The following is a 19,687-nucleotide window of genomic DNA, read 5'->3' as shown; positions in this document are numbered from 1 at the left end:
ACAGCCGCCGCATTCAGGATTCCTGGCGCAGGCCGTGACCTACGACCCGCATCCCGGCGTTCGCCGGGACGAACGGGTTCAGTGTCACCGCAACCTGTAGATCTGCTCCAGCTGATAGCGCGACCCGCCGCTGAGCAGCTTGCTGGAATAGAGCCCGAAGTGACTGACCTGGAAGGGCGGCGACTTCAGCAGGGCGTTGGCGGCCAGCCAGGCCGCGACCTCGGCGGGATCGGGGCGGCGCAGATAGGCCAGGGTCACGTGCGGGCGGTAGGCGCGGCTGTCGGGGGCCAGGCCGGCGCGCCGGGCGGCGGTCTCGCAGGCCTTGGCCAGGCGGCGCAGAGCCTCGCTCTCCCTCACCCCGGCCCAGACGGCGTGCAGCTCGGGGCCCTCGCCGAACGAGCCGACCCCCTCCAGCTCCAGGGTCATGGGGGCGGCGAAGATGCGCTCCAGCTCCAGATGCAGGTCGTCGGCCATGTCCTCGCGCACGTCGCCGAAGAACCGCAGGGTGATATGGAAGGCCTCCAGCGGCCGCCAGTTGGCGCCGGCCAGGCCGGTCTGGCGGGCTTGCAGCCCCTCCCCCAGTTCGGGCGGGACGGCGACGGCGGCGAAAAGGCGGATCATGGGCCCCAGCCTAAGCCGCCTCCGGAGCAGGGCAAGATCGCCTGACGCAATCGTAATCGGGCGCCCGCTTGCGCTTGAGGCCGCGGAACCCGATATTCGGAGGTGCGCCCACCTGGGGCGTTGCAACAAAGGGCTATGCTCAGATGAGCGACTTCAACCGCGGCGCTGCTCGCACGATCCCCGCGGATCGCGCCGACATGTCGGTGGACGCGGGACTTCGCAGCTTCATGCTCGGCGTCTACAACAAGGTGGCCGTGGGCCTCCTGCTGTCCGCCGGCCTGGCCTACCTGACGGGATCCTTCGCCCCGGTCCGCGATCTGATGTTCACCGTGGCCAATGGCCGGGTGGGCTATTCGATCCTCGGCATGGTGGTGGCCTTCGCCCCGCTGGCGGTCATCCTGTTCTCCTCCTTCACCAAGAACGTCACCCCCAAGGCGGCCGGCATCACCTATTGGGCGATCGTCAGCCTGATCGGCGCCTCCATGGGCGTGCTGGTCCTGCGCTATACCGGCGCCTCCATCGCCTCGACCTTCCTGCTGACCGCCACGGCCTTCGGGGCCCTCTCCCTGGTGGGCTACACCACCAAGAAGAACCTGACCGGCTTCGGCAGCTTCCTGATCATGGGGGCCTGGGGCCTGATCGGCGCCATGCTGATCAACATGTTCCTGCAGAACTCGGTGATGGCGCTGCTGATCAACGTGATCGGCCTGCTCATCTTCGCGGGTCTGACGGCCTACGACACCCAGCGCCTGAAGATGACCTATTACGAGCTGGGCGGGAACGAGTCGGCCATGAGCGTGGCCACCAACTTCGGCGCGCTCCAGCTGTACCTGGACTTCATCAACATGTTCCAGTTCCTGCTCGCCCTGTTCGGCAGCCGCCGCTAAGGCCCGACCAGGACCGACCTTCGAGAGCCCCGGCGGGAAACCGCCGGGGTTTTTGTTTGGCTAATCCACCACCTTGAAGCGGCCCTTGTCGAAGACCCGCAGCACCTGGTCCAGGTCGTGGCCGCGCTTGAGGATCACCCCACCCTGGCCGATCACCGACCAGGCCCCCTGGCGCTGGGCCAGGGCCGGGCGCTTCTCGATGCGGTAGAGGGGCGCCTCGGTGGCCCTGCGGAACACCGAGAAGGAGCAGGCCTCGGTCTGGGCGTCGATGGCGTAGTCGCGCCATTCGCCGGCGGCGACCATGCGGCCATAGAGGTTGAGGATGCGCTGGAACTCGCGGCGCTCGAAGAAGACGCTCGCGGCCGAGGGGGTCTGGTGGGGCTGATCCAACGCCATGCAAGGCGCAGGTTAGACCCAATCCGCGCCGTTCGACAAATGCCGGCGCGCGCGGGCCGGCGTGTCCCGCCTGCAACGCCCCGGGCCATTCTAAAACAACCGTAACCTTGCGCCGTGAAAAGACCTTAATCCGGCCCAGCCGCCGCCTGATGCGCCACCGATAAAGTCATTGTCGGTTGGTCGGAACCTCGCTGGTCCCGGATCCTGAACAGCCCCCCCAGCCCCCCTGGATCGCGGGCTTCGGCCAGCCGACACCTAGCTCTCTCCAAGTAAGAGCCCCAAGACGAGCCCGCACGGCACCCCCCCCTCCACCGTGCGGGCTTCGTCATGTCTGGAGGTCGGCGTCAGTCCCTGCGGACGGCGGACACCACGCGGCCGCCACGGGCGGCCTGGACGATGACCGCGGTGGCCAGGCCCTCGGCGGGCGCCTGGGGCAGGCGGTAGGCGGTGGGCTGGCCGCGCCAGGGGCCCAGGCGCTTGATCTGCACCACCACATTCCTGTGCGGCACGGTCTGGCCCTTGTTGTCGCCCTTGCGGACGGTGACGTCCTGCTCGCGCGGATCATAGCGGATCACCCAGACCTCGGCCCCGCCCCGCGGCGGAGTCCCGAAGCCCACATCCACCCGACGCTGGCCGATGAAGGCCATGTCCGGGGCGCGGCGGGGCGCCTGGGCGGCGTCGGCCACCAGCTTGTCGATCTTCTCGCTCTGCAGGCCGCCGGCCTGGGCGCGGCCGTCCACCACCACCTGGGGCGTATAGGGCTCCCGCAGGTCCAGCCGGGCCACATAGGCCTTCTGGCGCTCGGCGAATTCGGGTTTGGCGAAGGTGTCGGGCCAGCCGAGATAGTCCCAGTAGTCCACCGGGAAGGTCAGGGCGAGCACGCCGGGCCGGTCGGCCAGCTTGCCGACATAGGCGTTCGCCTCGCCGCAGGAGGCGCACCCCTGGGCGGTGTAGAGTTCGACCACCACCGGCGGCCGGGCCTGCGCGGAAAACGGCAGGGCGGCGACCAGCAGGCTGAAAAGCGCGACGTTACGCATTGGCGCGCACTTAACCGGACTTCGTTGGAGGAAGGTTTCAACAAGGTGTGACCAGGCGGCGTCGGGTCGGCGCCGCCTGGTCGGGAACACCTTAGGCCGCGGACTTGGCGAGGTTGCGCAGCACGTAGTTCAGCACGCCGCCGTTCTTGAAGTACTCAAGCTCGGTGGGCGTATCGATCCGGCAACGGACCGGGAAGCGGGCGATGCGGCCGTCCGACGGACGGTACATCTCCACCGTCAGCTGGCGGCGGGGCGAGAGCTCGGTCAGGCCACGGATGGTGACGATCTCCTCGCCCGTCAGGTTCAGCTTCTGCCAGCCTTCCTGCAGGAACTGCAGCGGCAGGACGCCCATGCCCACCAGGTTCGAGCGGTGGATGCGCTCGAAGCTCTCGGCTATCACCGCGCGCACGCCCAGGAGCTTGGTGCCCTTGGCCGCCCAGTCGCGGGAGGAGCCGGTGCCGTATTCCTTGCCGGCGAACACCACCAGCGGACGGCCTTCGCCCTGGTAGCGCATGGCCGCGTCATAGATCGCCATGACGTCGCCGGAGGGGAAGTGCTTGGTGACCCCGCCCTCGATGTCCGGGGTGATCTTGTTGCGGATCCGGATGTTGGCGAAGGTGCCGCGCATCATGATCTCGTGGTTGCCGCGGCGGGCGCCGTAGGAGTTGAACTCCGTGGTCGGCACCTGGTGCTCGCGCAGATAGACCCCGGCCGGCGAGGTGGCCTTGATCGAACCGGCGGGCGAGATGTGGTCGGTGGTGATCGAGTCGCCGAACACGGAGAGAACCCGCGCCTCGACGATGTCGGTCACCGGGGCCGGCTCCATCTTCATGTCCTGGAAGTAGGGCGGGTTCTGCACATAGGTGGAGCCCATGTCCCAGGCGTAGGTCTGGCCGCCAGCCACCTTGATGCCCTGCCAGTTCTTGTCGCCCTTGAAGACGTCCGAATAGCGGGTGGCGAACATCTTCTGGGTGACGTGCTTGCGCTGCAGGGTGGCGATCTCTTCCGAGGTCGGCCAGATGTCCTTCAGATAGACCGGCTTGCCGTCCTTGCCCTCGCCGAGCGGCTCGGTGGCCAGGTCGATGTTCATCGAACCGGCCAGGGCGTAGGCCACCACCAGGGGCGGCGAGGCCAGGTAGTTGGCCCGCACGTCGGGGTTCACCCGGCCTTCGAAGTTGCGGTTGCCCGAGAGCACCGAGCAGGCGACCAGGTCACCCTTCTGCACCGCCTCGGAGATGGCTTCCGGCAGGGGGCCGGAATTGCCGATGCAGGTGGTGCAGCCGTAGCCCACCAGGTTGAAGCCAAGCGCGTCGAGGCTCTTGGTGAGGCCCGCGCTCTTCAGATAGTCGGTCACCACCTGGGAGCCGGGGGCGAGCGAGGTCTTCACCCAGGGCTTCACCTTCAGGCCCTTTTCGATGGCCTTCTTGGCCACCAGGCCCGCGGCGATCAGCACCGAGGGGTTGGAGGTGTTGGTGCAGGAGGTGATGGCGGCGATGACCACGTCGCCGTTGCCGACGTCGAACTTCTCGCCGGCCACGGGGATGCGCTGTTCGGCGCTTTCCGGATCGGCCTTGCCGAACTCCTTGCCCAGGGCCGACTTGAACTCGGCGGCGGCCTCGGAGAGCAGGACCCGGTCCTGGGGACGCTTGGGGCCGGCCAGGGACGGCATGACCGTGCCGAGGTCCAGCTCCAGGGTGTCGGTGAATTCGGGATCGGCGTCGCCGGGCTCGAACCACAGGCCCTGGGCCTTGGCGTAGGCTTCCACCAGGGCGACCCGGTGGGGCTCACGGCCGGTGGCGGTCAGGTAGTCGATGGTGGCCTTGGTCACCGGGAAGAAGCCGCAGGTGGCGCCGTATTCCGGGGCCATGTTGGCGATGGTGGCCTGGTCTTCCAGGGTCAGGCCGGCGAGGCCGGGGCCGTAGAATTCCACGAACTTGCCCACCACGCCCTTCTTGCGCAGCATCTGGGTGACGGTGAGCACCAGGTCGGTGGCGGTCGCGCCCTCCGGCATGGCGCCGGTGACGCGGAAGCCGATGACCTCGGGGATCAGCATGGGGATCGGCTGGCCCAGCATGGCCGCCTCGGCCTCGATGCCGCCCACGCCCCAGCCCAGGACCGACAGGCCGTTGACCATGGTGGTGTGGCTGTCGGTGCCGACGACGGTGTCGGGATAGGCGGTGGTCTCACCGGCCTCGTCCAGGGTCCAGACGGTCTGGGCCAGGTATTCCAGGTTCACCTGGTGGCAGATCCCGGTGCCGGGCGGCACGACGCGGAAGTTGTTGAAGGCCGAGGAGCCCCAGCGCAGGAAGCGGTAGCGCTCGATGTTGCGCTCGTACTCGCGCTCGACGTTCTCGCCGAAGGCCTTGGCGGTGCCGAAGTGGTCCACCATCACCGAGTGGTCGATGACCAGGTCGACGGGGTTCAGCGGGTTGATCTTCTCGGGATTGGCGCCGAGATGGGTCATGGCGTCGCGCATGGCGGCCAGGTCCACGACCGCGGGCACCCCGGTGAAGTCCTGCATCAGGACCCGGGCCGGGCGGAAGCTGATCTCGTGCTCGACGGAGCCCTTGTTCACCAGCCAGGCGGCGAGCGCCGTGAGGTCGTCGGAGCCGACCGAGAGGCCGTCCTCGTTGCGGAGCAGGTTTTCCAGCAGCACCTTCATGGAGGCCGGCAGGCGCGAAACGCCCGAAAGTCCGGCTTCCTCGGCGGCGGGAAGGCTGTAGTAGACGTAGGTCTTGTCGCCCACCGTCAGTTCGCGGCGGGTCTTCAGGCTGTCGATCGACGCCATATAAGGGATCCTTCCTCTGTTCACGGCCGCTACATCACCGCTTCGGGGATCGCGCGCTTTTCGAAGCGGACACACAGCGTCCGCCCCCGCGCCGCGTACGCCCCCCAAGGCGGCGTCGGCCGCGCGCGTCATAGACCCTGGCTTGGCTCACGTCCATGCAGTGGGAACCCCGCGCCCGTGATCTCGCGCCTGAGCCTCGAAAACCTGGCCGTTCGGCGGGGGGGGCGCCTGCTTTTCGAGGGCCTGAACCTGACCCTCGACTCAGGCCAGGCCGCCGCCCTGACCGGCCGCAACGGCGCGGGCAAGACCAGCCTGCTGCGCACCATCGCCGGCCTCGTCGAGACCGAGGCCGGGGCGGTGGGCTTCGGGGCGCTCGATCCCACGGAGGCCCGGGCCCGGGGCCTGCACCTGATCGGCCACCTCGACGGGCTCAAGCCGGCCCGCACCGCCCGCGAGGAGCTCAGCTTCTGGAGCGCCTGGACCGGCGGGACCCCGGAATCGACGCAGACGGCGGTCAGGACCCTGGAACTGGTCAACCTGCTGGACCTGGAGATCCGGCGCCTGTCGGCCGGGCAGAGGCGCCGCCTGGCCCTGGCGCGGCTCATCGCCGCTCCCCGCCCCCTGTGGCTGCTGGACGAGCCCCTGAGCCCGCTGGACGCCGGCTGGCGCGAGCGATTCGGCCAGATCATGGCTGGCCATCTGGCCGGTGGCGGCCTGATCGTCGCCGCCGTGCACGATCCCCTGCCCGTCCCGGCCAAGGCCCTGGAGATCGGCGCGTGAGCCGGGCCGGCGCCCTGCTGGCCCGCGAGGTGGCGCTGGCCTGGGGCAAGGGCGGCGGGCCGCTGGTCTCGCTCGGCTTCTACGCCGGGACCGCGACCCTGCTGCCGCTCGCCACCGGCCCGGAACCCGCCCGGCTGGCGGCCATCGCCACCGGCATGGCCTGGGTGGCCCTGGCGCTGGCGGCCCTGCTCTCCCTGGAGCGGCTGTTCGAGCGCGACTACGAGGATGGGGCGCTCGACCTGATCGTGCTCTCGCCCCTGCCCCTGGAGATCGTCTGCGCCCTGAAGTGCCTGGGCCAATGGATCGCCACGGGCGCGCCCCTGGCGCTCGCCGCCCCCGTGGCGGCCATCGCGCTGGGCGCCAAGCCCGAGCTCGCCCCCCTGATCTTCGCCTGCGCTCTGGTGGGAGGCTTGGCCTTCGCCTTCACCGGCGGGATCGGGGCGGCCCTCAGCCTGGGAGCCCGGCGCGGCGGCCTGCTGACCGCCGTGATCGTCCTGCCCCTGTTCGTGCCGCCGGTGATTTTCGGCGGCGCGGCCCTGGACGCCTTTGGCAACGGCCTGCCCTGGCATGCGGGCCTGGCCCTGCTGTGCGCCTACGCCGCCGCGGCGGTGGCGCTCGGACCGCTGGCCATGGCCGCGGCCTGCCGCAACGCCCTGTCCTGAATTTTCCGGCGACGGAAATCGCGGGGGCCCGCGTTGAAGGTCCTGAGGGGCGTAACAACCCGGAGTCCGAGACCCCATGAAATTCACCACCCCGCTGCTGGTCGGCGCCGCGATCCTCAGCCTTGGCGGCGCCGCCCTGGCCCAGCCTGCCCCGCCCGCCGGCATGATGTCGGGCGTCCAGGACGCCGGCCCGCGCCAGGATCGCGGCGAGCGCATGCATCGCGACCCGGCCGAAATGGCCGCTCGCCGCGCCCAGCACCTGCGCGACACCCTGCAGCTGACCCCGGCCCAGGAACCGGCCCTGAACGCCTTTCTGCAATCCATGGCCCCGCCGGCCGGGATGCGGGACAGGATGCGCGCCGAGCGCGGCGAGCGGGCGGGGATGACCACGCCGCAGCGCCTGGACCACATGAAGGCCCGCATGGCTGAGCGCCAGGTCCAGTTCGGCCGCCGCGCCGACGCGACGATGCGCTTCTACAGCCAGCTGTCGCCGTCCCAGAAGAAGGCCTTCGACGCCCTGGGCCCGATGGGTGGCCACGGCGGCAAGGGCCACGGCGGCGGCCACCGCATGGGCGGCCGCGGCTAGGGCGTGGTTTCTTATGTTTAGCGCGTGACGGGCGCCTGAACCGGTATCCACTTCAGGCTGTCACGCTCCAGAAGCAGACCCCGGCTTGCCCGAAGCGGCGCCGGGGTCTAATTCGCCAGCATGATCCCGGCGCCGGCCTTCCTGTCGAACCCCGAGCGCTTCATGGCGTTCTCGCGCTGGGCCGCGCCCATGTTCGGCGTCATCGCCGTGCTGCTGGCCCTGGCCGGCCTCTGGCTGGGCTTCACCGCCCCGGAGGACTACCAGCAGGGCGACACCGTGCGGATCATGTTCATCCATGTCCCCGCCGCCTGGATGAGCATGTTCGTCTATGCCTGCCTGGGCGGGGCGAGCTTCCTGGCGCTCGTCTTCCGCCATGCGCTCGCCGACGCCGCGGCCCAGGCCGCCGCCCCCCTGGGCGCGGCCTTCACGGTCCTGGCGCTCGCCACCGGCTCGCTGTGGGGCCGGCCGATGTGGGGGACCTGGTGGGTCTGGGACGCGCGCCTGACCTCGGTCCTGGTCCTGCTGCTGTTCTATCTGGCCTACATGGCCCTGCGCGCCTCCCTGGACGACGAGGCCAAGGCGGCCCGCGCCGGAGCGATCCTGGCCCTGGTGGGGGTGGTGAACCTGCCCATCGTCCATTGGTCGGTGAACTGGTGGAACACCCTGCACCAGGGCGCCTCGGTGTTCCGCAAGGGCGGCCCCACCATGACGGTGGAATACCTCTATCCGCTGCTGCTGCTGGGCCTGGCCTATATGGCGGCCTTCGGATCCCTGTGGCTGGTGCGCATCCGCGGCGAGGTCTGGCGCCGCCGCGCCGAGGCCGCCGCCCTGCGCGCGGCGAGGGGCTGACCATGCTCGACCTGGATCCCGGCGCCTACGCCGCCTTCATCTGGCCCGCCTATGGCCTGACCGCCATCGCCTTCCTCGGCATGATCGTCTCCAGCCTCAACCACGCGCGCCGCTGGCGCAAACGCGCGCAGGAGCTTTCCAGGGACCGCGAGGCGTGAACCGCGGCCTGGCCTTGCTGCCGCTGATCGCCCTGGTGGCGCTCGCCCTGCTGTTCGGGTTGTTCGCCCTCAAGCACGACCCCCGGGTCGAGCCCCAGGCCCTGGTGGGCAAGCCGACTCCGGACCTGGTCCTGCCCAGCCTGGACGACGGCCGGCCGGTGCGCCTGCGCGAGGCGGCCAAGGGGCCGGTGCTGGTGAACATCTTCGCCTCCTGGTGCGCCCCCTGCGAGATCGAGCAGCCGGTGCTGGTGGCCCTGAAGGCCCAGGGGGTCCCCCTGGTGGGGATCGCCTACAAGGACGCGCCCGACAACACCAAGGCCTTCCTGGCCCGCCTGGGAGACCCCTACGGCGCGCGCCTGGTGGACCGCGACGGCCGCGCCGGCATCGAGCTGGGGGTCACCGGGGTGCCGGAGACCTATCTGGTGGGCGCCGACGGCATGATCCTGGCCAAGCACACCGGGCCGCTGACGGAAAAAGACGCGCGGGATCTCTGGGCGAAGGCCCCGCGTTAACCTTACATTGAGGCGAACCGCGCCATATCGTTGACCGCGCATTAACCATAAGGCCCGACGTGGCGCTCCCGATCCGACCCGGCTTCCCGCAGACCGCCCAACCGATCCAGCGGCCCGAGGCGCCCCGCAATGCGGGTCAGCGCGCCTTCTTCCAGGCCGCGCTCGGCCAGCAGGAGGCGCCGACCTCGGCCGCCGCCGCGCAGCCCACGACCCGGGCCCAGCCCCTGGGCCGCATCCCCACCAACCTGCCCGCCGATCCGCCCGAGCGGATCCTGCGGCCGGGCTCGCTGCTGGACATCAAGGTCTAGAAACAGGTCCCGGAGGGATCAGGCCGCCTTCTTGGCCTTCTTCTCTTTCTTGGGCTTTTCAGGCTTGGGGGCCTTCTCCGGCTTGGCCGGCTTCTCGGCCTTCGCGGGCTTGGCGGCCTTGGGCGCCTTCTCCGGCTTGGCCTTCTTGAGCTTGGCGGGCTTTTCGGCCTTGGCCTTCCTGGCGGGCTTCTCGACCGGCGGCTGGGCCGCGGCCTCGCCGGCGGCGATCAGGTCGCGCAGGACGGCGACCAGGCCCTCGCGCTTGCCCGAGGACAGCAGTTTCAGCAGCTTGGCGTCGACCTCGGCCATCTTCGGCTTGGCCTCCTCCAGCAGCTCGCGGCCGGCGGCGGTGAGGCTGACGGCGTTGGCCCGGGCGTCGGCGGCGGACCTCTGGCGCTCCAGCAGACCCTTGGTGATCATGCGGGCGGCCATGTCGGCCAGGGTGGAGCGGTCGATGCCGGTGATCCTGACCAGGTCGGTCTGGGTGAGGCCCTCATGGGCCTCCACCGCCGCCAGCACGGCGTACTGGCGCTGGGTCGGCCCGCCGGCTCCGAAGGCCTCGGCGTAGAGATCCAGGGACAGCTGCAGGGCGCGGTGCAGCAGGTGGCTCGGCGACCGGTCGAGGGCCGGGAGCCCGCCTGACTTGCCAGACTTCGATTTCGACATGGAGTTCCCCGCCTTTCGGATTGGCTCGGGCCGGGAGATTATAATCCGTTCGCGTCGTTTTGACGACAGCCGTCCGTGGACGCCCTATTCGATGGGCGGCACCGGCGGCGGCTCGTCGATCTTGGCGTACTTCATCATCAGCGGCACCTGGGAGAAGCCGAACAGGACGTGGATGATGGAGAGGCCCGGGAAGCGGAACAGCACCCAGGTGGCGTCCGGCTGGGTGCGCCAGATGAATTCGTTCAGGCCCGCCACGCAGAGGAAGAAGATCCCGTAGCGCCAGGTCAGCTTGCGCCAGCCCTCGTCGGGCATCTGGAAGGCCTTGCCCAGCAGGATCTTCAGCGGGTTCTTGCGCAGCACCATGCCCCCGATCAGGAACAGGCCGAAGGCCACCGAGGTCACGGTCGGCTTGACCTTGATGAACCGGTCGTCGTGGAAGAACAGGGTCAGGCAGCCGAACAGCACCGCGATCAGCCCCGCCACCAGGGGCATGGGGGCGACGCGCTTCTCCACAACGAAGCCGATGACCAGGGCCAGCGCCGCGCCGGCCACCATGCCCCAGGTCGCCTGGACCGTGTCGTGGGTGATGAAATAGGCGATGACGAAGCCCACCGGCCATCCGTAGTCGACGAATCCGGTGACGAACTTCTTGGCGCCAGGCGACAGGGTCATGCGTCCTCCAGACCGACGAGGGAACGGGCGAAGGCCCGGGCGTTGAAGGGCTGAAGATCCTCGATCCCCTCCCCGACGCCAATGAGCTTGATGGGGCTGTCAGACGCCTGGGCCACCGGCACCAGGACCCCGCCGCGGGCGGTGCCGTCCAGCTTGGTCATCACGATCCCCGACACCCCGATCTGGTTGCCGAAGATGTTCTCCTGGGCCAGCGCATTGCGGCCCACCGTGGCGTCGAGCACCAGCAGGGTCTCGTGCGGGGCCTCGGGGTCGAGCTTCTTGACCACCCGGATGACCTTCAGCAGCTCGTCCATCAGGCCCTGCTTGTTCTGCAGGCGGCCGGCGGTGTCGATGAGGACCACGTCGTGGCCCTTCTCCTTGGCGTGGGCGATGGCGTCGAAGGCCAGGCCGGCGGCGTCGGAATTGGGCGGGCGCGACATGAAGTCGGCCCCGGCGCGCTCGGCCCAGACCTTGAGCTGCTCGACGGCGGCGGCGCGGAAGGTGTCCCCGGCCACCACCAGCACCTTGGCGCCCTTGCCCGTCAGGTCGGCGGCGATCTTGCCCAGGGTCGTGGTCTTGCCCGAGCCGTTGACCCCGATGAACAGCACCACATAGGGCTTGGGCCCGGACAGCGGATCGAAGGTCCCCTGGCGGCTGGAAAGCTCGTCACCGATCGCCTCGGCAAGCGCCTCCTTGATCTCCATCTCGTCGACGCTCTTGCCGAACTTGGCGTCGGAGAAGCGCTGGGTGATGCGGGCGGCCGAGTGCGGACCGAGGTCGGCCTCGATCAGCATCTCCTCCAGCTCGTCGAGCTTGGCCTGGTCGAGCGGCGCCTTGGTGAAGGTGGCGGCCACCTGTTCGGTCAGCGCCTTGGACGAGCGCGTGAGGCCGCCGGCGAGGCGCTGGAACCAGCCCTTCTTGGGTTCAGTCATAGGCGGCTTCTAGCGGCTCCTCGGCGTGCGCGATAGAGGATGGGGAATGGACGCCCTCACCGCCACCCTGACCTGGCTGGACTATGCCGCCGTGGCCGTGTTCGGCGCCACCGGGGCCCTGGCCGCCGCGCGGCGCAAGCACGACATCGTCACCTTCGGCTTCTTCGCCGCCGTGACCGGGGTCGGCGGCGGCACCCTGCGGGACCTGCTGATCGGGGCGCCGGTCTTCTGGGTGCAGAAGCCGGCCTACATCCTGGCCTGCCTGGCCGCGGCCATGGCGGTCTGGGTGTTCGGGGCGGGCAAGGGGCGGATGCGGGTGCTGCTGTGGCTCGATGCGCTCGGCCTGGCCGCCTATTGCGTGGTGGGGGCGGCCAAGGCGGCCTCCCTGGGCGCGCCACCCTTCTCGGCGGTGGTGATGGGGACGCTGACGGCCTGCTTCGGCGGGGTGATCCGCGATGTGCTCGCCCACGAACCGTCGATCCTGCTGAAGCGCGAGATCTATGTCACCGCCGCCCTGCTGGGCGCCTGCGCCTTCGTGGTCCTGCAGATGTTCGGGGTTCCGGGCTTCCCCGCCGGCCTGGCGGGATTCGCCGTGGCCTTCGCCATCCGCACCGGCGCGATCCTCAAGGGCTGGGCCCTGCCGGGATTCCCGGGCCGCGGGACGCCGGAGGACTAGGCGGCCGCCAGGCTCCGTTCGCGTCGGGTGCTGAAGATCAGCACCAGGACCAGCACCGACAGCAGGACGAGGGTCGAGCCGATCGTGCCGATCCCCAGGCCGCCCTTCTCCGGCGCCTTGGTGAGCAGGTCGCCCATGGTGGCGCCGAAGGGCCGCGTCAGGACGAAGGCGATCCAGAACAGCACCGTCCGCGAGATCGTCGTGAACCGCCAGCCGATCACCGTGACCGCGATGCCGCCGGCGATCAGCAGGTTGCTGAGCCCGTAGCCCAGGCCCGAACTGTCGGCGAGATAGTCCCCCAGGGCCGTGCCCAGGGTGTTGGAGACCAGGATGGCGGCCCAGTAGAAGCTCTCGGCCCGCGGGTCGCGGATATGGTCCACGGCGATGGAGCCCAGGGTCAGGCGCCAGGTCAGCAGGACGGCCGCCAGCAGGCTCACCAGGATCGTCGCGCCGGCGGCGTAGCCGAGGCCCAGGCTGCGGTCCATGTAGTCCGACATCGTCGTGCCCGCCGTGCTGGTGGCCAGGATCACCGCCCAGTAGAGGAAGGGATGGAAGGCCTTGGCCCGCAGCTGGAAGACCAGGACCACCAGGAAGAAGCCCAGCAGGATCAGGGTGCTGGCCAGGTAGCCGACCTTCAGCGTCATGGAGAGCAGGTCGCCGCCGGTCTCGCCGGCCGTGGTGGCGCAGATCTTCATCACCCAGAAGGCGAAGGTGACGTGGGCGACCTTGCTGGCCAGATCCCTGGAGTCCTGAGGCACGTGGGGTTTCCTTGTCCTCTACGGACGCCTCAGGTCGCCGGCGGCCACACGTCGGTGTCGTGATCGGGATGCTGATGGCTGACAATGGCGGCGTAGTGCGCCGCCATCTTTCCGCGCTCCTGCGCGCTGGGGGTCGGCAGGCCGGGCAGGTCATTGACCCACGGCACGGCCGCCTCAACGGCCATCTGGACCACGGGCTTGAGCGGCGCGGGATCGTCGAAGGCCCCGATGGCCAGGTCGATGAGGGTCTCGCTCCACTCGAAGGTGAGCGGCGTGCCGCAGTCGGCGCAGAAGCCGCGGTCGACCTTGTTGGAGCTGGCGAAGATCTTGCGCGCGCCGCGCGTCCAGACCAGGTCGGCGATCTTCACCGACACCAGGGGGCCAAAGAGGCTCCCGAAGGCCTTCTGGCACATGCGGCAGTGGCAGAGGCTGGGCCGGCCCAGCGCGCCGTCCACCCGGAACCGCACCGCCCCGCACTGGCATCCGCCGGTCTCGCCGCTCATTCCGCCGCCTCCAGGACCGCGACCTCCGCCAGGGCGCGCGCGCCCTCATAGCCGGTGATCCGCATCGGTACGATCGACCCCACGGCGGCCTCGCCGACATAGGCGATCTCGGTGAAGTCCTCGGCCCGGGCGACCCCGTCGCGCTCGACCAGGCCGGTGATCGTCCGGCCGACCTGGCGCTGCAGGTGGCGCTCAAGCGCCCGCTCGCCGGCGGCGCGCAGGCGGGCGGCGCGGTCCTTGATCACCGGGCGCTGGAGCTGCGGCATACGGGCGGCCGGCGTGCCGGGACGGGGGCTGAAGGGGAAGACGTGCAGGAAGGACAGCCCGCCGTCCTCGACCAGGCGCAGGGTGTTCTCGAACATCGCCTCCGTCTCCGTCGGGAAGCCGGCGATGAAGTCGGCGCCGAAGGCTGTGTCCGGGCGAACCGCGCGGACATCGGCGATCAGCTTCAGGGCGTCGGCGCGGCTGTGGCGGCGCTTCATCCGCTTCAGGATCATGTCGTCGCCGGCCTGCAGCGACAGGTGCAGGTAGGGCATCAGCCGGGGATCCTCCGCCAGGCAGCGCATCAGATCGGGGTCGATCTCGGCGGCGTCGATGGAGGAGAGCCGCAGGCGCGGCAGCTCGGGGACCAGCTTCAGGATGCGGGCCACCAGTTGGCCGAGGGTCGGCTGGCCCGGCAGGTCGGCGCCCCAGCTGGTGATGTCCACCCCGGTGAGCACCACCTCGAGATAGCCCTGGGCGGTGAGCTTGCGGACCTGCTCCACCACCTCGCCGGCGGCCGCCGAGCGGGAATTTCCACGGCCGAAGGGGATGATGCAGAAGGTGCAGCGGTGGTCGCAGCCGTTCTGGACCTCGACATAGGCCCGCGCCCGGTCCTTCAGACCGTCGATCAGGTGGCCGGCGGTCTCCCGCACGCTCATGATGTCGTTGACCCGCACCCGGCCTTCCGGGGCGGCGGCGCCATAGGCGCCGGCCGCCGACTTCTCGGCGTTGCCCAGCACCAGGTCCACCTCGGTCATGGCGGCGAAGGCGGCGGGGTCGATCTGGGCCGCGCAGCCGGTGACGATCAACCGGGCGTCGGGGCGCTCGCGGCGGGCCTTGCGGATCGCTTGGCGCGCCTGGCGCACGGCCTCGCCGGTCACCGCGCAGGTGTTGAAGACGATGGCGTTCTCCAGCCCGTCCTCGATGGCCCGGGCGCGGATGACCTCGCTCTCATAGGCGTTGAGGCGGCACCCGAAGGTGACGATATCCAGCTTGTCGCTCACGGCAGGGTCCCCGTGAACTCGAGTTCCAGTGGACCGGTCATGATCACGTGGTCGTCGCTCTGCCGCCACTCGATGGTCAGATCGCCGCCGTCCAGCTCCAGGGTGGCCTTGCGGTCGGTAAGGCCGCGGCGGCTGGCCGCCACCAGGGCCGCGCAGGCGCCGGTGCCGCAGGCCTTGGTGAGGCCGGCGCCCCGCTCCCAGACCTTCAGGCGGATGCGGTCGCGGGCCTTGATCTGGGCGAAGCCGACATTGACGCCCTCCGGGAACAGCCGGTGGTGCTCGATCATCGGGCCGACCTCGCGCACCGGCGCGGTCTCGGCGTCGTTGACGAAGAAGACCACGTGCGGGTTGCCCATGGAGACGCAGCCCGGGGTGTGCAGCAGGGGGGCGTCGATGGGGCCGACCTGGAGCTCGATGCCCCGGGTGTCCATCTCCTCCTCCAGGGGGATCTGGTTCCAGGCCAGGCCCGGGACCCCCATGTCGACGCTGACCCGCTTGTCGCCCGCGCGCCGCGCGGTGAGCAGGCCGCCCCGGGTCTCGAAGGTGGCCACGTCCTTGCCGGAAGCCTCCATCAGCAGCCAGCCCACGCAGCGGCTGGCGTTGCCGCAGGCGCCCACCTCCTCGCCGTCGGCGTTCCAGAAGCGGACGGCGGCGTCGGCGCGGGACGAGGGGTCGATGGAGACCAGCTGGTCGCAGCCGATCCCGCCCTCGCGCGAGGCGATGGCGCGCACCTCGTCGGCGCTGGGCGCAAACGGGGCGGAGCGGGCCTCGACCACGACGAAGTCGTTGCCGAGCCCGTTCATCTTCAGGAACGGACGGCTCATGATGGCGGCTATATAGGCGAGAAATCGCCGGCGATCACCTTTGGCGAGACAGACCCTGCCGCGCGGTCCTAGATTTGGCCCATGAAAATGCTTTGCGCGGCGCTGACCGGCGCCCTCCTGCTGGCCGGCCCGGCCCATGCCCAGGCCCCCGCGGACCCCTTCACCTGGCTCGAGGACATCGATGCGCCCAGGGCCATGGCCTGGGTCGAGGGCCAGAACGCCAAGTCGGCCAAGCGGCTGGAGGCCGATCCCCGCTACGCGAACTATCTGGGTGAGGCGCGCGCCATCTTCACCGCCAAGGACCGCATTCCGTGGCCGGTGTTCCGGGCCGGGGGGGTCGACAACCTGTGGCAGGACGACGCCCACGTGCACGGGGTCTGGCGCCACGCGACGCTCGCCTCCTATCGCAGCGCCGAGCCCGCCTGGGACACCCTGCTGGACCTGGACGCGCTGTCCAAGGCCGAGGGCAAGAACTGGATCTGGAAGGGGGCGACCTGCCTGAAGCCCGCCCAGACCCTGTGCCTGGTGGAGCTCTCCGACGGCGGCGGCGACGCCGTCGAGGTGCGCGAGTTCGACACCGCCAAGAAGGCCTTCGTGACCGGCGGTTTCCGCCTGGCCGAGGGCAAGCAGGGCTTCGACTGGCTCGATCCCGACACCCTGGTGGCCGACCGCATCTGGACGCCGGGCGACGAGACCCCCTCGGGCTACGCCTATATCGTCAAGACCCTGACCCGCGACGGCCAGGCCCGCGAGGTCTATCGCGGCCAGAAGAGCGACGTCGGGGTCTCCCCCATCGTCCTGCGCGGCGCGGGCGGCAAGGCCGACGGCCTGATGGCGCGGCGCGGGATCACCTTCTTCGAGAACGAATTCGTGCTGCTGGAGGCCGGCCGGACGATCCCGGTGGCCCTGCCCCGCAAGGCCGAATACCAGGCCTATGTCGACGGCCAGGCGGTCTTCGAGCTGAAGGAGGCCTGGGGCGGCTATGGCGCGGGGGCCCTGATCGCCTATGATCTGCAGGCCCTGAAGGCCGGCGGCGCGAAGCCGGTCCTGATCTTCCAGCCCGGCCCGCGCCAGGCCATCACCGAGGTGGACGACACCCAGGGGCGGCTGGTGGTGAACCTGCTGGACGAGGTGAAGGGCGCCGTCGATGTCTATGACCTGAAGGACGGCAAGTGGACGGCCACACGCCTGGCCCTGCCCAAGGACGCCACCTTCACGATCCGCTCGGCCTCCGGGGACGACGACCAGGTCTTCGTCGCCGCCGAGGGCTTCCTCGATCCCACCAGCCTGTGGCTGGCCGACGCGGCCGCCGGGACGGCGGTTCCGGTCAAGACCCTGCCCGCCCGGTTCAAGGCCGCGACCCACGAGGTGAAGCAGTACTGGGCCACCTCCTCGGACGGGGCCAAGATTCCCTATTTCGTGGTCCTGCCGAAGGGCGCGAAGCGCGACGGGTCGCTGCCCACCCTCATGTACGGCTATGGCGGCTTCGAGGTGGCCAAGCCGCCGATCTACCTGCCGGAGATGGGCAAGATCTGGCTGGAGCGGGGCGGCGCCTATGTGATCGCCAATATCCGCGGGGGCGGCGAGTTCGGGCCGGCCTGGCACGACAGCGTGCTGCGGGAGACGCGCCAGCTGTCCTTCGACGACTTCGCCGCCGTGGCCCGCGACCTGGCGGCCCGCAAGATCACCTCGGCCCGCCGGCTCGGCATCTATGGCCGGTCCAACGGCGGGGTGCTGACCACGGTCTCCATGACCCAGCACCCGGAGCTGTGGAACGCCGTGGTGGTGGAGAGCCCGCTGATCGACATGCTGCGCTATCACAAGCTGTCGGCGGGGGCCTCGTGGATCGGGGAATATGGCGACCCGGACGTGCCCGCGGACCGCGCCTTCATCGCCAAGTACTCGGCCTACCAGAACCTCAAGCCCGGCGTGAAATATCCCGAGCCCTATATCACCACCAACACCCGCGACGACCGGGTCCATCCGGGCCATGCGCGGAAGTTCGCGGCCCGGCTGGAGGCCATGGGCATCCCCTACCTCTATTACGAGCAGACCTTCGGCGGCCACGCCAACGACGCCGATCCGGAGCTGAACGCCCGCCGCTGGGCCCGGCACTATGTCTACCTGACCCAGAAGCTGATGGACTGATGCTGGAGATCACGCCCCTGACGGCGGAGGATCCGCCGCGCATCGCCCAGGCCTTCGCCGCCATCGGCTGGGACAAGCCGGAGGCCCAGTTCGCCCGCTACCTGGACGAACAGACCGCCGACGACCGGCCGGTGCTGACAGCCCGCCTGGACGGGGAATTCGCCGGCTATGTGACGGTGATGTGGGTCCCGCAGTATGCGCCGTTCCGCGAGGCGGGGATTCCGGAGATCCAGGACTTCAACGTCCTGCCCCAATTCCGCCGGCGCGGGATCGGCACCGCCCTGATGGACGCCGCCGAGGCCCTGATCGCCACCCGCAGCCCGACCGCCGGCATCGGGGTCGGGCTCTATCGCGACTACGGTCCGGCCCAGCGGCTCTATGTGCTGCGGGGCTATCTGCCCGACGGGCGGGGGATCGCCTGGAACACGATCCCCGTGACGCCGATGCAGGAGGTCATGGTGGACGACGACCTGGCGCTGTTCTTCACCCGCGAGCTCGCCTCGAACCCGGGATGAGCCGGGCTCAGGTCCGCTCGATGCGGGCCGCGGCTTCGTCGAGGATGCCGGCGATGGCGTCCACCTGATCCTCGGTGACACCGCCGCGCTGCATGCGCAGGCGAAGGGCGACGCCGAGGTTCTGCATGGCGCGCTGCAGCTTGGGCCGGGCGCCGGAGGAATGTTCGGCCGCCTCGTCCAGGCGGGCGAAGATGGCGTCCACCGCGGCGCGGTTGGCTTCCAGCGCCTCCTTGCCGGCCGGGGTGGCCTCATAGGCCTTGCGACCGCCCTCGGCGGCGACGGGGACCACGAAGCCCTCGTCCTCCAGCAGGGAGAAGGTGGGGTAGATGACGCCGGGGCTGGGCCGGTAGGCCCCGCCGGTGCGCTCCTCGAGCTCGCGCATGACGTCGTAGCCATGGCGGGGCTTCTCGGCGAGCAGGGCCAGGACCAGGAACCGCAGGTCCCCGTGCTCCAGCAGGCGGCCGATGCGGCCGCCGCGCTCGCCGCGTCCGCCCCGGAGGTGCTCGCGCAGGTGGCCGCCAAAGCCGTGGCGGCTGCGATGTTCGTGTCGGTGAGAGAAGTGTCTATGCATTTTCGATCCTATTTAGACATATCGATATTGCAGATATATCTAACCCGCGCCGGAATGCAATAGAGATATATCGAAATAGATCGACAGTCGCGATCCGGGGCGAGCCTGGGCCCGCCCCGGCCGGGATCAGGCGTGGGCGATGGCGGTCTCGATGTCGCCCACCACGTGGCCGGTGAGGTCCTTGGCCAGTTCCCCCAGCAGCTTGCCCTCCAGGGCCTTGTGATAGTGGCGGCGCAGCTCGCCCAGGGTCTTGGGGGCGGCGATGATGTAGAGGTGCTCGATCTTGCCGCCCAGGGCCTGCTCGTTCAGCCAGGCCGCCGTGGCCGCGGCGAAGCCGTCCTCGCGCTGCTGGCCGTCGTTCGGGTTGGCCGAGCTGGAATAGTGGTGGTCGCCGGAGCTGCGGTTGACGTGGCCCAGGGTGGCCGGCGGCAGGGCCGTCAGCTTGGGATGAACCTCGTCGCCGGCGTTCCGGTAGAGGTGAAGCGTCACGCCGTCCGCGACGGCGACGGTCGTGCCCTTGGGTAGTTGCATCTTGTTGCTCCGATGGATTGGGGGGAACCCCGTGGTGGCAAC

General features: G+C 69.9%; 24 protein-coding genes. 11 read left to right on the top strand and 13 right to left on the bottom strand.

Annotated elements, in window-relative coordinates; translation table 11 throughout:
- Nucleotides 1-84: 84 nt before the first annotated feature.
- Nucleotides 85-621, bottom strand: coding sequence for an RNA 2',3'-cyclic phosphodiesterase (gene thpR / locus AC1RN5_RS19985; RefSeq protein WP_493043263.1), 537 nt, complete (start codon nt 619-621; stop codon nt 85-87).
- A gap of 143 nt (nt 622-764) precedes the next feature.
- On the opposite strand from thpR, the gene AC1RN5_RS19980 reads away from it, so the two are divergent.
- Complete coding sequence (locus AC1RN5_RS19980; protein WP_493043261.1) at nt 765-1,508, top strand: Bax inhibitor-1/YccA family protein; 744 nt, start codon at nt 765-767, stop codon at nt 1,506-1,508.
- Between the two features lie 60 nt (nt 1,509-1,568).
- Here AC1RN5_RS19980 and AC1RN5_RS19975 read toward each other — a convergent pair whose 3' ends face one another.
- From AC1RN5_RS19975 to acnA, 3 genes are all read right to left on the bottom strand, one after another.
- On the bottom strand, nt 1,569-1,904 hold the full coding sequence (locus AC1RN5_RS19975) for a DUF2794 domain-containing protein (protein ID WP_493043259.1): 336 nt from the start codon (nt 1,902-1,904) through the stop codon (nt 1,569-1,571).
- A gap of 344 nt (nt 1,905-2,248) precedes the next feature.
- Complete coding sequence (locus AC1RN5_RS19970) at nt 2,249-2,941, bottom strand: DUF1223 domain-containing protein (protein WP_493043256.1); 693 nt, start codon at nt 2,939-2,941, stop codon at nt 2,249-2,251.
- 91 nt (nt 2,942-3,032) lie between these two features.
- Nucleotides 3,033-5,729: an aconitate hydratase AcnA gene (gene acnA, locus AC1RN5_RS19965; RefSeq protein WP_493043254.1), complete on the bottom strand. Its 2,697-nt coding sequence runs from the start codon at nt 5,727-5,729 to the stop codon at nt 3,033-3,035.
- A gap of 177 nt (nt 5,730-5,906) precedes the next feature.
- On the opposite strand from acnA, the gene ccmA reads away from it, so the two are divergent.
- The 7 genes from ccmA (at nt 5,907) to AC1RN5_RS19930 (ending at nt 9,584) form a co-directional block, all read left to right on the top strand.
- Nucleotides 5,907-6,509: a heme ABC exporter ATP-binding protein CcmA gene (ccmA, locus tag AC1RN5_RS19960; protein ID WP_493043252.1), complete on the top strand. Its 603-nt coding sequence runs from the start codon at nt 5,907-5,909 to the stop codon at nt 6,507-6,509.
- Nucleotides 6,506-7,171: a heme exporter protein CcmB gene (gene ccmB, locus AC1RN5_RS19955; RefSeq protein WP_493043251.1), complete on the top strand. Its 666-nt coding sequence runs from the start codon at nt 6,506-6,508 to the stop codon at nt 7,169-7,171. The genes ccmA and ccmB overlap by 4 nt, the downstream gene beginning before the upstream one ends.
- Before the next feature lie 76 nt (nt 7,172-7,247).
- Entirely contained in the window at nt 7,248-7,757 is a 510-nt protein-coding gene (locus AC1RN5_RS19950) for a Spy/CpxP family protein refolding chaperone (RefSeq protein ID WP_493043248.1), read from the top strand.
- 120 nt (nt 7,758-7,877) lie between these two features.
- The gene (ccmC, locus tag AC1RN5_RS19945) at nt 7,878-8,606 is read left to right on the top strand and encodes a heme ABC transporter permease CcmC (protein ID WP_304699332.1); all 729 of its coding nucleotides are present in this window, start codon (nt 7,878-7,880) and stop codon (nt 8,604-8,606) included.
- Nucleotides 8,607-8,608: 2 nt separating this feature from the next.
- Complete coding sequence (ccmD, locus tag AC1RN5_RS19940) at nt 8,609-8,764, top strand: heme exporter protein CcmD (RefSeq protein WP_421933452.1); 156 nt, start codon at nt 8,609-8,611, stop codon at nt 8,762-8,764.
- Complete coding sequence (locus tag AC1RN5_RS19935; RefSeq protein ID WP_493043247.1) at nt 8,761-9,276, top strand: DsbE family thiol:disulfide interchange protein; 516 nt, start codon at nt 8,761-8,763, stop codon at nt 9,274-9,276. Before ccmD ends, AC1RN5_RS19935 begins: the two co-directional genes overlap by 4 nt.
- A 59-nt stretch (nt 9,277-9,335) precedes the next feature.
- The gene (locus AC1RN5_RS19930) at nt 9,336-9,584 is read left to right on the top strand and encodes a hypothetical protein (protein ID WP_304699335.1); all 249 of its coding nucleotides are present in this window, start codon (nt 9,336-9,338) and stop codon (nt 9,582-9,584) included.
- Nucleotides 9,585-9,602: 18 nt separating this feature from the next.
- On the opposite strand, the gene AC1RN5_RS19925 is transcribed toward AC1RN5_RS19930, so the two are convergent.
- The 3 genes from AC1RN5_RS19925 to ftsY all read right to left on the bottom strand — a co-directional run bounded on the left by AC1RN5_RS19925 (nt 9,603) and on the right by ftsY (nt 11,854).
- Nucleotides 9,603-10,250 (bottom strand): MarR family winged helix-turn-helix transcriptional regulator, encoded by a 648-nt coding sequence (locus AC1RN5_RS19925; RefSeq protein WP_493043244.1) that lies wholly within the window; start codon nt 10,248-10,250, stop codon nt 9,603-9,605.
- Between the two features lie 84 nt (nt 10,251-10,334).
- The gene (locus AC1RN5_RS19920; RefSeq protein ID WP_493043242.1) at nt 10,335-10,922 is read right to left on the bottom strand and encodes an inner membrane-spanning protein YciB; all 588 of its coding nucleotides are present in this window, start codon (nt 10,920-10,922) and stop codon (nt 10,335-10,337) included.
- Nucleotides 10,919-11,854: a signal recognition particle-docking protein FtsY gene (ftsY, locus tag AC1RN5_RS19915; protein ID WP_304699338.1), complete on the bottom strand. Its 936-nt coding sequence runs from the start codon at nt 11,852-11,854 to the stop codon at nt 10,919-10,921. The genes AC1RN5_RS19920 and ftsY overlap by 4 nt, the downstream gene beginning before the upstream one ends.
- A 46-nt stretch (nt 11,855-11,900) precedes the next feature.
- Between ftsY and AC1RN5_RS19910 the strand changes: the two genes are divergently transcribed.
- The gene (locus AC1RN5_RS19910) at nt 11,901-12,530 is read left to right on the top strand and encodes a trimeric intracellular cation channel family protein (RefSeq protein WP_493043237.1); all 630 of its coding nucleotides are present in this window, start codon (nt 11,901-11,903) and stop codon (nt 12,528-12,530) included.
- Here the strand turns inward: AC1RN5_RS19910 and AC1RN5_RS19905 are convergent.
- From AC1RN5_RS19905 to dapF, 4 genes are read right to left on the bottom strand one after another with little or no spacing between them, the layout of a single operon-like run.
- On the bottom strand, nt 12,527-13,288 hold the full coding sequence (locus tag AC1RN5_RS19905) for a COG4705 family protein (protein ID WP_493043234.1): 762 nt from the start codon (nt 13,286-13,288) through the stop codon (nt 12,527-12,529). The genes AC1RN5_RS19910 and AC1RN5_RS19905 overlap by 4 nt on opposite strands.
- 29 nt (nt 13,289-13,317) lie before the next feature.
- Nucleotides 13,318-13,791 carry a GFA family protein gene (locus AC1RN5_RS19900; RefSeq protein WP_493043232.1) on the bottom strand — a complete coding sequence of 158 codons (474 nt, stop codon included), beginning with the start codon at nt 13,789-13,791 and terminating at the stop codon, nt 13,318-13,320.
- On the bottom strand, nt 13,788-15,056 hold the full coding sequence (gene mtaB / locus AC1RN5_RS19895; protein ID WP_493043231.1) for a tRNA (N(6)-L-threonylcarbamoyladenosine(37)-C(2))-methylthiotransferase MtaB: 1,269 nt from the start codon (nt 15,054-15,056) through the stop codon (nt 13,788-13,790). The genes AC1RN5_RS19900 and mtaB overlap by 4 nt, the downstream gene beginning before the upstream one ends.
- Nucleotides 15,053-15,880: a diaminopimelate epimerase gene (gene dapF, locus AC1RN5_RS19890; RefSeq protein WP_493043229.1), complete on the bottom strand. Its 828-nt coding sequence runs from the start codon at nt 15,878-15,880 to the stop codon at nt 15,053-15,055. The genes mtaB and dapF overlap by 4 nt, the downstream gene beginning before the upstream one ends.
- Nucleotides 15,881-15,961: 81 nt before the next feature.
- Here dapF and AC1RN5_RS19885 point away from each other — a divergent pair, with 81 nt between their 5' ends.
- Together AC1RN5_RS19885 and AC1RN5_RS19880 are read left to right on the top strand one after the other, a co-directional pair.
- Nucleotides 15,962-18,028: a prolyl oligopeptidase family serine peptidase gene (locus tag AC1RN5_RS19885; RefSeq protein WP_493043228.1), complete on the top strand. Its 2,067-nt coding sequence runs from the start codon at nt 15,962-15,964 to the stop codon at nt 18,026-18,028.
- On the top strand, nt 18,028-18,543 hold the full coding sequence (locus AC1RN5_RS19880; protein WP_493043226.1) for a GNAT family N-acetyltransferase: 516 nt from the start codon (nt 18,028-18,030) through the stop codon (nt 18,541-18,543). The genes AC1RN5_RS19885 and AC1RN5_RS19880 overlap by 1 nt, the downstream gene beginning before the upstream one ends.
- A 7-nt stretch (nt 18,544-18,550) precedes the next feature.
- Here AC1RN5_RS19880 and AC1RN5_RS19875 read toward each other — a convergent pair whose 3' ends face one another.
- Complete coding sequence (locus AC1RN5_RS19875; protein ID WP_493043225.1) at nt 18,551-19,114, bottom strand: PadR family transcriptional regulator; 564 nt, start codon at nt 19,112-19,114, stop codon at nt 18,551-18,553.
- Nucleotides 19,115-19,240: 126 nt separating this feature from the next.
- Nucleotides 19,241-19,645 carry a host attachment family protein gene (locus tag AC1RN5_RS19870; protein WP_493043224.1) on the bottom strand — a complete coding sequence of 135 codons (405 nt, stop codon included), beginning with the start codon at nt 19,643-19,645 and terminating at the stop codon, nt 19,241-19,243.
- Nucleotides 19,646-19,687: the final 42 nt, after the last annotated feature.

The sequence above is a fragment of the Phenylobacterium sp. GW821-FHT12F10 genome (assembly GCF_058806695.1).
The sequence above is the reverse complement of the archived record's forward strand: the minus strand, read 5'-3'. Positions and strand labels throughout refer to the sequence as shown.